The sequence below is a fragment of the Salinibacillus aidingensis genome (assembly GCF_055393355.1).
This window is the reverse complement of sequence record NZ_AP043759.1, coordinates 3435984-3448968: the sequence shown is the minus strand read 5'-3', so window position 1 is coordinate 3448968 and position 12985 is coordinate 3435984. Positions and strand designations below refer to the sequence as shown.

Below are 12985 nucleotides of genomic sequence, written 5' to 3'. Positions count from 1 at the left end.
CGATTTAAAATCCTGCATAAATTGCATTTTTATTCTTATGTCACGACCGGTGTATCTATGATAAAATATAATCTGTCTATTTTTGTAGAAACATGGACACTGAGCGATGTAGTTGAAGGGAGCGAAACCATGGGACAAATACCTTTTATTGCTGTTGAAGGTCCAATTGGAGTCGGAAAAACCTCTTTGGCAAAAAAGATCAATGCCCATTTTCAATTTCACTTATTAAAGGAAATTGTAGAGGAGAATCCATTTCTCGGGAAATTTTACGATAACATTGAGGAGTGGAGCTTTCAAACCGAGATGTTCTTCCTGTGCAATCGGTATAAGCAGCTGGAGGATATTGATCGAAAATACTTGAAGCAGGGCAAGCCTGTTGTATCCGATTATCATATTTCCAAGAATATGATTTTTGCAAAACGTACACTTAAAGACCACCAGTATGATAAATACAATCAGATTTTCCATATTTTAACTGATGATATGCCAAGGCCTAATATTATGATATATTTACATGCAAGCTTAGATACTTTTTTAGAGCGAATCCGTAAACGGGGGCGTTCTTTGGAACAAAATATACAAGCATCTTATTTAGAACAGTTATCTCATGATTATGAAGTATTTATGAATCAGTTTGAAACGGAAAACCCGGAAATTCCAGTGGTCCGCTTTAATGGTGATGAGCTGGATTTTGTAAATAGACAGGAAGACTTGGAATACGTCCTGAAAAAGGTGGAAAAGTCATTAAAAGAGGGGGAAGCCGTGTTATGACGAACGGAAATCATCGCCTGAATATCCCTAACGATTCAGTCATCACCATCGCAGGAACGGTAGGGGTCGGAAAGTCAACGATGACAAATGCATTAGCCAATGCTTTAAACTTTAAAACGTCCTTTGAAAAGGTCGATGCCAATCCCTATTTGGATAAGTTTTATGATGACTTTGAACGCTGGAGCTTTCACTTACAAATTTACTTCTTAGCCGAGCGCTTTAAGGAACAAAAAAAGATCTTTGAATATGGCGGCGGATTTGTTCAGGACCGCTCCATTTATGAAGATACCGGAATTTTTGCCAAGATGCATTATGAAAAAGGCACGATGTCGGAAACAGACTATCAGACCTATAAAAGTTTATTTGATTCTATGGTGATGACCCCATACTTTCCTCATCCGGATCTGCTCATTTATTTAGAGGGATCCTTTGATCATATTTTGGATCGAATTCAAAAACGTGGTCGTCCTATGGAACAGCAGACCCCTGTGGATTATTGGAAGGAAATGTACGACCGTTATCAGGCCTGGATTAATGACTTCAATGCCTGCCCGGTGATGCGAATTAACATTGCTGATTACGATATTATTAATGATCAAACGTCCATTGAGCCGATCTTGGAGCGAATCGGACATTTCATCCAGCATTCCCGTAAATACACTGGTAGTGGTGCCTGTCACCACCCGAATTTTGTCGAATAATCTATATACGTTATATACGTTAATTAATCCGCTTATCTAAAAGATTAAGCGGATTTTTTTACAATTATATAATAAAAAAAAATCGTTACCCAAAGTAACGATTTCCTTGTTTCCGTTATATCTCCAATATTTATACGCTGATTTTATGGCGGAGGAGGAGGGATTCGAACCCCCGCGGGCTTTGACACCCCTGTCGGTTTTCAAGACCGATCCCTTCAGCCGGACTTGGGTACTCCTCCTTAATGACACTATGATAATATATCATACCCTTTTTTATTCTGCAAGGGGGAAAGAGAAGTTTTATTTTTCATACAATTTATGAGGGTTTTGTAAAAGGGAAGAGTCTATACTCCAACTCCCGAAAGAATGCTCTAATAGCCCAAATCATAAGCCCCATGAACCATTTCATCCATAGGGCTGCTTGCAGAATACTTGCTTTACCTGTACAGATTTCTTTTATTCCGCTTTAATATATTCACGGTTGCCCATATAAGGACGTAATGGCTCAGGGATTAAGATGGAGCCATCCTCCTGCTGATAATTCTCGATAATGGCTGCCATCGTACGGCCAACTGCCAATCCGGATCCGTTTAATGTATGAACAAATTCCGGCTTACCCTTTTGTCCACGGCGGAAACGTATTCTAGCGCGGCGGGCCTGAAAATCCTCAAAATTCGAGCAGGAAGAAATTTCACGGTACGTATCAGAGCTTGGCATCCATACTTCAATGTCGTACTTTTTCGCAGCTGTGAAACCTAAGTCGCCGGTACACATGTTCATCACGCGGTATGGAAGCTTTAATAACTGAAGTACCTTCTCTGCATGCCCGGTTAACTCTTCCAGCACCTCATAGGATTCCTCTGGTTTAGCAAGATGAACCAGCTCAATTTTATTAAACTGATGCCTACGGATTAACCCTCTGGTATCACGACCGGCTGAGCCTGCTTCTGAACGGAAATTGGCACTATAAGCGGCAAACTTCTTTGGCAGGTCCTCTTCACTTAAGATTTCATCCCGGTGATAATTCGTTACGGGCACTTCTGCTGTTGGAATTAAGTAATAACCATCCCAATCAGCTATTTTAAATAAATCCTCTTCAAATTTTGGCAGTTGTCCTGTTCCTAATAAACTGTCCCGATTGACCATATATGGAGGCATAGCTTCCAAATAGCCGTGCTCATCCACATGGAGGTTCATCATAAAGTTAATTAACGCACGTTCCAGTCTGGCCCCTAATCCTTTATAAAAGGCAAAACGGCTGCCTGTAATCTTTGCTGCCCGTTCAAAATCGATCATATTTAAATCAACAGCCAAATCCCAATGCGGTTTTGCCTCAAATCCGAATTGAGGAACCTCTCCCCAGGTACGGACCTCAACATTATCATCCTCATCCTCACCGATGGGTACACTTTCATGCGGAATATTTGGAATCGACATTAGCAGAGTGTCCAGGTTTTCTTCCACATCTTTCAGTTCCTGATCCAGCTCTTTAATTTTGCCTCCCACTTCTCGCATTTCCTTAATCATGGGTTCTGCGTCTTTTTTCTCTTTCTTTAGTTCGGAAATCTGTTTAGAAACATCATTTCGCTTCGCCTTTAGTTCTTCACTCTCACGGATTAATTCTCTGCGCTTTTCATCCCATTCACCGAATTTATCCAGATCGGTTAAATCCTCTCCGCGATGAGCAAGTTTTTCTTTTACTTCATCATAATGATCTCGTAAATATTTTAAGTCTAACATGATAACTTCCTCCTTCATTTTCTATTTCTTATAACTGCGCATATTGAAAAACACAAAATCTCATAAACCTTATCCTTTAATCCGGGAAAACTTATGATCCTATCCTGCACAACAAAAAACTCCCATCCCTTAACATTAAGGGACGAGAGTTTGTTTACGTTTCCCGCGATACCACCCTAGTTGAGGGCATACGACCCTCCAGCTTGGTTTCTGATAACGGTGTTTCACCGGGTATACTTACTTAAAGTTTCCGTATACCTGCTCGAGGATGGATTCACAACAGGCTTATACCGGTTCACAGCGGCCACCGGTTCTCTGAGATAAGCCCTATTGCTACTTGTTCCTCTCATCGCTTTTGCAAATATATCGATATTCCAGTTGCTTTATAATATACCTTGTTTAGGATAAAGATGCAAGTTTTTCTGTTGCTTCCTTAACCATCCCGACAAAATGCTCTGTAAGACGATGATCATCGGTTAGCTCAGGATGAAAAGCACAAGTTAAATAGTGATCCTGCCTGGCCGCCACAATTTTACCATCATAGGTTGCAAGAGCTTCCGCATTTTCTCCTGTCTCCAGAATATAGGGTGCCCGAATAAACACAGCATTAAACGAGTCTGCTATCCCTCTTAGTTCAATTTCCGCCTCAAAGCTTTCTCTTTGCCGTCCAAAAGCATTACGGGCGACCTTCATATCCATAAGCTGTAAATGAGCATCCTCCTGTCCAGCGATATCGCCAGCCAGCAAAATCATTCCTGCACACGTCCCAAACATCGGTTTTCCTGATTCACCAAAGCTGCGCAGCGCATCAAAGAAATGATATTTATCTATGAGACGCCTCATGGTTGTGCTTTCACCGCCGGGCAAAATAAGGCCATCCAGCTCTTTTAACTGATCCACACGCTTAATAACAGCTGCTTCAGCACCACAGGCCTCTATTGAACGGACATGCTCCTGTACAGCGCCTTGTAATCCCAGTACACCTATTTTTACCATGATGGATGACTCCTTTACTAGTTACTCACTGCGATCCTGCATGCGATCGGCTTCTGTCAGCGTAGACATTTCTCTTCCCTTCATCGCTGTACCAAGATCCTTTGAAAGCTGTCCAATTAATTCATAGTCTTCGTAATGAGTGGTAGCTTCCACGATTGAACGGGCAAATTTCTCCGGATTATCGGATTTAAAGATACCGGAGCCTACGAATACACCATCTGCTCCCAGCTGCATCATAAGAGCAGCGTCAGCAGGTGTAGCAATACCGCCAGCTGCAAAATTTACAACAGGTAAACGGCCCTCTGTTTTAATTTCCTTAAGAATTTCATAAGGAGACCCTGTTTCTTTTGCATAAACCATGAGCTCGTCCTCTGATAAACCGGAAATTTCACGGATCTGGGACTGAACCTTACGCATATGACGAACCGCTTCCACAATATTACCTGTACCAGGCTCTCCTTTAGTCCGCAGCATGGAAGCTCCTTCGCCAATACGACGCACAGCCTCTCCAATATCACGGCAGCCACATACAAACGGAACTGTATAATCTTTTTTATGGATATGATAGACTTCATCAGCAGGCGTCAGCACTTCACTTTCATCAATATAGTCAACGCCCAGAGCTTCAAGCACTCTTGCTTCAACAATATGGCCAATTCGTGCCTTTGCCATAACCGGAATGGAAACAGCATTCATAACTTCTTCGACGATTGTTGGATCAGCCATTCTTGCCACTCCACCAGCTGCACGAATATCAGCTGGTACACGTTCAAGGGCCATTACCGCAACGGCTCCCGCTTCTTCAGCGATTTTAGCCTGTTCGGCGTTAACGACATCCATGATGACGCCGCCCTTTTGCATTTCCGCCATTCCCCGTTTCACACGATCAGTACCTGTTTTGGACATGGTGTTTTCCCCCCTGAATATAATGAATACTTTCTTCTTAGTTCTATTTTAACGGAAAATCCCTAGTAATCCAATTTGTTTTAAAATAAACCTTTGAACCAATCAGCAATTCCGCCAAATACATCTGAGAAAAAGTCACCAATGGCTCGGAAAGTGAGAGTAAACCAGTTGGCTTTCTCCACAGAATCCTGAGTAACCAGTTGAACATTGGCATCTTGGCCGATGTCTTCAGTTATATATCCAAAAAGCTCTTCACCTGTATACTTTATTTGTGCGGTTCCAACAGCTTCTCCCTTCTTAAGAGGGGCTGTTAATTCGCCATCTTCATTAAGTTTGGATTTATCAAGGGTAAATTCAATTTCATAAGGTTTTTCTTCGCCGGAAGGGACAACCCCACGAATCGCCTGATCCGTAGCAATTTCCACCGATTGTTCCTTCCCTTTATTGACCTCGAGTGTTGAATCGTCTTTCTTTTGATAATCAGCAGGGTAAATTTCTGCTGTCTTTGTCTGGTTAAACCCATAGTCAAGCAGCTTTCTTGTTTCTTCAAATCGTGCTTCCTCAGAATCTGTTCGCATAACGACAGAAATCAGTCGGCGGTTATTCCGTTCAGCAGTACCTGTAAAGCAGTAGCCTGCTTCATCTGTCCATCCCGTCTTCATTCCATCCAGGCCTTCATAGCCAAATGGAGCAAGCTGTCCCGGCATTCCAGGCAGCATCCAGTTCCAGTTTGTGAACGATTCTTTATCTAATTTAGCCTCTGTAATACTTGAATAATCAAGGGCTTGAGGGTAGTCATTAATTAAATGATAGGCCAGTAAGGCTGCTGATCTGGCTGATAAATAGTTATCTGCATCAGCGCTCGTGCCTTCCGGGTAATATTCTCCTAAATCACTATTCCCTAAACCTGTAGAATTCACAAACTCAGCTTCTGGTAATCCCATCTCCTGAGCCTTCTGATTCATCATTTTTACAAATTCACCTTCAGAACCTGCGACCAATTCGGCCAGTGCAACGGTTGTCGCATTATCTGAGTTAACCGCCATCGCTGTGTAAAGCTCTTCTACGGTATATTCTTTATTTTGACGCAAACCAATTCCTGAAAATGCATTATCTGAAGAAAGCCAATAGGCATAATCAGAAATCGTTGTCGTTGTATCCCAGCTAATATCTCCATTTTCTATGGCCTCTAGTACCAGGTATTCCGTCATCATTTTGGTCATACTGGCTGGAGGCAAAGCTAAATCGGCTTCTTTTTCGTATAAAATCTGGCCTGTTTCTGCATCCACTAAAATAGCTGATTTTGCTTCAATATTGTTGGGTTGTGCATGGGTTGAAATCGGTGCTGGAATGATTGCAACCATTGTTATAAGAATGGCAGTCATCACCATTCCCAAAGCTTTTACTGACTTTTTCATTAAACTAACCTCCACCATTTTAATCTATCCTTTGCAATTTTATCATACCGGTATAAAAAAACATAGACAGTGAATAGTCACTATCTATGTTTTACAGATTAGGTCAATTCTACTATTACGAATAGTTCGGGGCTTCCTTTGTTATTTGTACATCATGAGGGTGGCTCTCCCGTAAACCTGCATTTGTTATACGAATAAATTTTCCATCCTCCCGCAAGGCCTCAATATCCTTGGTTCCGCAGTAGCCCATTCCCGACCGCAAGCCGCCGATTAACTGATGCACGGTATCTTCCAAAGGTCCTTTGTAAGGGACACGTCCTTCTATTCCTTCTGGTACAAGCTTTTTGGTTTCAGACTCACTTTGGAAATAACGGTCTTTGGATCCTTCCTTCATTGCTCCTACTGAACCCATTCCTCTATAAACTTTAAATTGTCGTCCCTGATAGATTTCCGTTTCACCGGGACTTTCCTTAACACCGGCAAACATGCTGCCCAGCATAACTGCATGTCCGCCTGCAGCGATGGCTTTTACAACTTCTCCTGAATATTTAATGCCTCCATCCGCGATAATAGAGACTCCATGCTTAGCAGCTTCCTCTGCACAGTCAAATACAGCTGTAATCTGAGGTACACCTATTCCTGAAACCACTCTGGTCGTACAAATGGATCCCGGACCGATACCTACTTTAATAATATTGGCGCCGGCATCAATCAAAGCTTTTGTTCCTTCTGGTGTGGCCACATTGCCAGCAATCAAGTCCAACTCAGGGTATTCCCTCCGAATGGTTTTCACCTGTTCAATCACACTTTTGGAATGACCATGAGCGGTATCTACAACAATGACATCGACTCCAGCTTCAACCAGCTGCTTTAAACGAACCATTGTATCCGCAGTCACACCTACTGCTGCACCAACTACTAAACGTCCCTGCTCATCCTTAGCTGCATTCGGGTATTCAATGACCTTTTCAATATCTTTGATGGTTATTAACCCTTTTAAACGATTTTCTCCATCAACCAGCGGCAGTTTTTCAATTTTGTGCTTTTCCAGGATATACTCTGCTTCCTTAACGGTTGTTCCTACAGGTGCAGTAATTAAATGCTCATGTGTCATAACATCGGAAATTGGTATAGAGTAATCCTGAATAAAACGAAGATCACGATTGGTAATCATACCGACCAGCTTCTGATCCTCTTCATCATTCACAATAGGTACTCCGGAAATTCTGTATTTTCCCATTAAATGCTCGGCATCATACACCTGATGTCCGGGTGTCAGGAAAAACGGATGATTGATAACGCCATTGACCGAACGCTTAACGAGATCCACCTGCTCCGCCTGTTCCTCAATGGACATATTTTTATGAATGATTCCCAAACCACCCTGTCTAGCCATGGCAATTGCCATATCTGCTTCCGTAACGGTGTCCATTCCTGCACTTATAAGTGGAATATTTAACGTTAACTGACCGGATAATTCTGTACGGACACTTACATCCCTCGGCAGTACCTCTGATTCAGCCGGCATCAATAATACATCATCAAACGTCAGACCTTCCTTGGCAAACTTATCCTCCCGCATGTTTTAGCCCCCTTATTATGAATTTGCTGTGAAATGGCAACAATACTCTTGTAAATATTTTATAGAATACGCCAGTTTTTTTAACATTTCAAGGATATATAAGGAGATTTTTATGAAGGATAAAAACCTGTCTGCATTTTATCATCAGCTTAAATCGATTCCTTATGTTCAAAGCTTTTTAAGTGAATGCTACCGGAGAGAAAATTTCAGTGATTATGAGAAGCTAAGCTTTCAGAATGCGGATCGTTTTGTTTATTACCTGGAGCATGCGGAAACTTATTTAAACCAGGCAAAAAAAGCTCCTGTATCCATACAGCCCATGCTGCTTTTTTATGGCCTGACACAGCTTATTAAAACCTGTTTGATGACCAAAAGGCCTTACTATCCCGAAAATACAAGTCTCCTTGCCCACGGAGTATCGGCAAGAAAGCGGAAAAAACAGTCGTACCGGTTTTTGCAGGATGAGGTGAAAATTCAGCAAAAAGGGCTCTTTCCTTACCTCACCAGTCACCTGTTTTCCATTCATCAATTTACAGTTGATAAATTTTCGATGGAACAGCTGCTGAAAAGAGTTCCGGAAATGAGCGAATTATATGATATTCAGCATAAAGAAAAACCAGTCATTAAAGTGGGCAATCCTGGAGAAAAAAGGCTGCTTATTCCTCTGGATATAGTGAATGACTGGCACTTATCTGAAAACAGGTTCGCTGATAAACTGAGTCATTACCATTTTCCAGTCAAGGATTGGCATTCGGATCAGGATTATCTGTATATCACTTCAGATAGAATACTGCTTCCTTTTGAAAGTAATCTTTTTTCCATGGATGCTGAAGGTTCCTGCCTCTACCTTTGTAAAAATCGCACTTTTTTTTATCCTTTTCATGAGGTCATGACTCACTTTCTGCTGCTCTACAATTTAAGTATGATCTGCCGCTATGAGACAGAGTGGTGGGGAGAGCTGTTGCACTCGTTCAGTAACAATGATTATCCCTATATCCTTCACTTTTTAAGTATTACAGCCAAAAAAATCCCCATAATGCTTGGTTATTATCTGTTCAACCAAACATAATGGGGATTGCCTCATGGTTATGCCAGTATTTCTTCTATATGCAAATGTGGATGATCCTTCAGAACAATAATTTCGCCATCATTATCCATCCGTACCATGGGCCTGGTCGGATTTTTTTCCTCTATAAATACGATTTCTCCAGACCGCTGATCAGACAGTCTGATCCTCGTTCCACTCGAAAAATTCGCCAGTCCTGCCACTAAAATCTGAACCACTTCAAGATCCAGTTTCCCAATCATTTGTTTTTGAATTTCTTCTACAGCCTTAAAAGGGGATTGCTTAGGCTTATAAGGTCTTTCACAAACCATTGCATGGAAAATGTCGCTTACCGCAATAATTCTTGCATACAAATGGATTTTCTGATGGCTTAACCTAAACGGATACCCACTGCCATCCATTCTTTCGTGATGCTGCAAAATAGATGTTTTTGTTTCCTGTTTCAGGGCTGTCATATCTTCTGCTAACCGGTAAGAATAAATCGGGTGCTGCTTGACCTCGTTAAATTCCTCAGCTGACAAGCGCTCGGATTTATTTAAAACTTGTTTCGGAATCTGTGCCATTCCGCAATCACATAAATAAGCAGCTAAACCTGTCTGTATCCGGTCTCCCTGTGGCAAATTCATCCGTTTGGCAATAAACGCTGAAATTAATGCTTTTGCCACAAAGTGATGGAAAAAATAATTTTCTTTATCCACATGGTGATGAAGAGAAAAGATAATCCCTGAGTCATTTTCGGCCTGCAGGATAAGCGGGATAAGAAATTCTCTGACTTTGGGAAGATCTACCGGGTTTCCTGCCTGCCATTTAAAAAACATTTCCTTTGTTTTCTCAACACTTTGTGCATATTTAACGGCAAAGGGGTCCGTTTGCTGTTCAATTTTTCTTTGCTGATCTCCTTTTTCTTCCGGAGTAAATTTTTCTCCGTTGACAAGGTATGAGGAAACCTCTATATTCTCAACCCCGAAGTGCTCCAATACCTGTATATGAACAGGTCCGACCACTGTTTCCTTTGATATTATTGGATTTGCTGTATGTCCTTTTACTTCCCGCTCTACGATACATCCGGGTTTAAGCTGACTGGGATGAACTAGCAACTTCTCTTCACCTCCAAACCCTTGAGTTTTGATTTATTCTGTTGATTCCCCGTCCTGATCAGAATCCTGTTCCGTGTCTGCTTCACCGGACTCATCATGTTCCTGATCATCTTCATCTTCTCCATCTTCCTGGGCAATCCTTGCTACGGTTGAAACTTCCTCTCCTTCTTCAAGGCGAATGAGTTTAACCCCTTGAGTATTACGCCCTGTCTCGGAAATGCTTTCTACAGGCATTCGGATAAGCATTCCGCTTTCCGTAATCAAAATGAGGTCCTCATCCCCGGTCACAGCTTTAACCGCTACTACATGTCCGTTTTTTTCTGTTAAATGACAGGTCAGAATTCCTTTTCCGCCACGGTTCGTCGTTCGATATTCATCAGCTTTTGTTCGCTTACCATAACCTTTATTTGTAACCGTCAGAACCTGAGTGGTTTCATCGAGAATTTCCATGGACACAACCTTATCCTCTTCATCTCTTAAGGTAATACCTTTTACACCAGCAGCCGTTCGTCCCATGGAACGTACATCCTGTTCATCAAAACGGATTAAGTACCCCTGCCTGGTCCCAATCATAATTAGCTTATTTCCATCTGTAAGTCGCACGGAAATCAGTTCATCATCTTCTCTCAGATTAATAGCTCTGAGACCACCTCTGCGGATATTGGCAAACTGGGATAGGGCGGTGCGTTTGGAAATTCCGTGTTCAGTGGTGAAGAATAAATACCAATCCTCAGAGAACTCACTGATGGCGATCATGGCATTGATCCATTCGCCTTTTTCAACCTCCAGCACATTAACTAATGGAATTCCTTTAGCTGTTCGACCAAAGGCAGGAATTTCATAGCCCTTCGTTTTATAAACCTTCCCTTTATTTGAGAAGAACAGAATGGTGTCATGTGTGGACGTAGATAGAAGATGCTCCACAAAGTCATCCTCATTCGTTCCCATTCCCTGAACACCACGTCCTCCTCGTCTCTGTGTACGATAGGTGGAAGCTGGAAGACGCTTAATATACCCTTTATGTGTGAGCGTAACAACAATGGTCTCTTCAGGAATCAGATCCTCATCCTCAATAAAGTCGGATCCACCTGTCATAATTTCTGTCTTTCTTTCATCGTTAAAACGCTCTTTAATCTCGGTTAATTCTTCTCGAATAATTTCCAGTACTTTCTCTTCATCAGCCAAAATTGCCTTTAACTCTCCAATAAGCTTCATTAAGTCACTATATTCATTCTCAATCTTTTCACGCTCCAGACCTGTCAGACGCTGGAGTCGCATATCCAAAATCGCCTGTGCCTGCTTTTCGGACAATTCAAACCGGCTGATTAGCTCTTCCCTGGCAATATCAGTCGTTTTGGAATTGCGAATAAGAGAAATAACTTCATCAAGGTGATCTAAGGCAATACGCAGACCCTGCAGAATATGAGCCCTTGCTTCAGCCTTTCTCAGTTCATAAGCCGTTCTTCTTTTAATGACCACTTTCTGATGATCTAAGTAATGGGTTAACGTCTGTTTTAGATTTAAAACCTTTGGCTCTCCATCAACCAGAGCCAGCGTATTGATTCCGAAAGTGGTTTGAAGAGCTGTCTGCTTGTATAAATTATTAAGGACGACATTTGGATTTACATCCCTGCGCATTTCAATCACAATCCGCATACCATCACGGTCGGATTCATCACGAAGGTCTGTAATTCCATCAATTTTCTTATCCCGAACCAGCTCAGCAATTTTTTCGATTAATTTTGCCTTGTTTACCTGGAAAGGAATCTCGGTAACAATAATGGATGATTTTCCATTGTTCATTTCTGTGATTTCTGATTTTGCACGGACCGTAATGGATCCTTTTCCCGTTTCAAAGGCCTGACGGATTCCTCTGCGTCCAAGAATCTGTCCGCCAGTAGGGAAATCCGGTCCATAAATATAGTTTTCCATGAGTTCACTGATGGTGATATCCGGATTTTTACTGACAGCTAAGACCGCATCAATAACCTCTCCCAGTTGATGAGGAGGGATATTGGTGGCCATTCCGACTGCAATACCTGCTGCACCATTCACCAGTAAATTAGGAAAACGGGCAGGCAGGACTGCCGGTTCTCTTTCTGTCCCATCATAGTTATCTATATAATCAATGGTATCTTTATTGATATCCCTTAAAATCTCCATGGAAATCTTGGACATACGAGCTTCTGTGTAACGCATGGCAGCAGCTGAATCTCCATCAACAGAACCGAAATTTCCATGTCCATCAACTAGAGGATAACGATAGTTAAAATCCTGTGCCATACGTACCATTGCATCGTATACAGCCGAGTCACCATGGGGATGGTACTTACCGATAACTTCCCCGACAATACGGGCAGATTTTTTATAAGCTTTGTCTGCATGCATACCTAAATCATGCATGGCATATAATATTCTTCTATGTACGGGTTTCATTCCGTCACGAACATCAGGGAGCGCACGCGCAACAATAACACTCATTGCGTAATCCAAAAATGACGTACGCATTTCCTGATTCAAATTTATTTCCTGAACCTGTGGACGATCCTGATCCACCATAAAACAACCTCCTTATTAGAAAAGCGGAAGGGCCTTGCTTAGCCCAGGCTGGATAAGACGAATTCATGGAGTGGCAGTTTTTGCCACGTAATGAATTTGGCTTATATCTGCTTAGGGGCTAGGCCCTGTAGCTAGACATGGTTAGAAAA

General features: G+C 42.0%; 10 protein-coding genes, 1 tRNA gene and 1 other annotated feature. Of the genes, 3 read left to right on the top strand and 8 right to left on the bottom strand.

The window, feature by feature from the left end; all coding sequences use genetic code 11:
• Positions 1-129 precede the first annotated feature (129 nt).
• Together ACZ5OK_RS17625 and ACZ5OK_RS17620 are read left to right on the top strand one after the other, a co-directional pair.
• Positions 130-771 carry a deoxynucleoside kinase gene (locus tag ACZ5OK_RS17625; protein ID WP_343843370.1) on the top strand — a complete coding sequence of 214 codons (642 nt, stop codon included), beginning with the start codon at positions 130-132 and terminating at the stop codon, positions 769-771.
• Complete coding sequence (locus ACZ5OK_RS17620; RefSeq protein ID WP_343843367.1) at positions 768-1472, top strand: deoxynucleoside kinase; 705 nt, start codon at positions 768-770, stop codon at positions 1470-1472. The genes ACZ5OK_RS17625 and ACZ5OK_RS17620 overlap by 4 nt, the downstream gene beginning before the upstream one ends.
• A 146-nt stretch (positions 1473-1618) precedes the next feature.
• Here ACZ5OK_RS17620 and ACZ5OK_RS17615 read toward each other — a convergent pair.
• From ACZ5OK_RS17615 to guaB, 6 genes are all read right to left on the bottom strand, one after another.
• Positions 1619-1711, bottom strand: a tRNA-Ser gene (locus ACZ5OK_RS17615).
• Positions 1712-1928: 217 nt separating this feature from the next.
• Positions 1929-3212, bottom strand: a complete 1284-nt coding sequence (gene serS, locus ACZ5OK_RS17610; protein ID WP_343843364.1) for a serine--tRNA ligase — start codon at positions 3210-3212, stop codon at positions 1929-1931.
• A gap of 135 nt (positions 3213-3347) precedes the next feature.
• Positions 3348-3571: a binding site (T-box leader), on the bottom strand.
• Between the two features lie 40 nt (positions 3572-3611).
• Positions 3612-4208 (bottom strand): pyridoxal 5'-phosphate synthase glutaminase subunit PdxT, encoded by a 597-nt coding sequence (gene pdxT / locus ACZ5OK_RS17605; RefSeq protein WP_343843361.1) that lies wholly within the window; start codon positions 4206-4208, stop codon positions 3612-3614.
• Between the two features lie 21 nt (positions 4209-4229).
• Entirely contained in the window at positions 4230-5114 is an 885-nt protein-coding gene (pdxS, locus tag ACZ5OK_RS17600) for a pyridoxal 5'-phosphate synthase lyase subunit PdxS (RefSeq protein ID WP_343843359.1), read from the bottom strand.
• 80 nt (positions 5115-5194) lie between these two features.
• The gene (locus ACZ5OK_RS17595) at positions 5195-6532 is read right to left on the bottom strand and encodes a D-alanyl-D-alanine carboxypeptidase family protein (protein ID WP_343843357.1); all 1338 of its coding nucleotides are present in this window, start codon (positions 6530-6532) and stop codon (positions 5195-5197) included.
• 115 nt (positions 6533-6647) lie between these two features.
• The gene (gene guaB / locus ACZ5OK_RS17590) at positions 6648-8114 is read right to left on the bottom strand and encodes an IMP dehydrogenase (RefSeq protein WP_343843355.1); all 1467 of its coding nucleotides are present in this window, start codon (positions 8112-8114) and stop codon (positions 6648-6650) included.
• A gap of 112 nt (positions 8115-8226) precedes the next feature.
• Between guaB and ACZ5OK_RS17585 the strand changes: the two genes are divergently transcribed.
• Complete coding sequence (locus tag ACZ5OK_RS17585) at positions 8227-9183, top strand: YaaC family protein (protein ID WP_343843353.1); 957 nt, start codon at positions 8227-8229, stop codon at positions 9181-9183.
• A 17-nt stretch (positions 9184-9200) separates the two neighbouring features.
• On the opposite strand, the gene ACZ5OK_RS17580 is transcribed toward ACZ5OK_RS17585, so the two are convergent.
• Both ACZ5OK_RS17580 and gyrA read right to left on the bottom strand, forming a co-directional pair.
• Positions 9201-10277: an HD-GYP domain-containing protein gene (locus ACZ5OK_RS17580; protein ID WP_343843351.1), complete on the bottom strand. Its 1077-nt coding sequence runs from the start codon at positions 10275-10277 to the stop codon at positions 9201-9203.
• Between the two features lie 33 nt (positions 10278-10310).
• A complete protein-coding gene (gyrA, locus tag ACZ5OK_RS17575; protein WP_343843349.1) occupies positions 10311-12836 on the bottom strand; it encodes a DNA gyrase subunit A in 2526 nt (841 codons plus the stop codon).
• Positions 12837-12985: the final 149 nt, after the last annotated feature.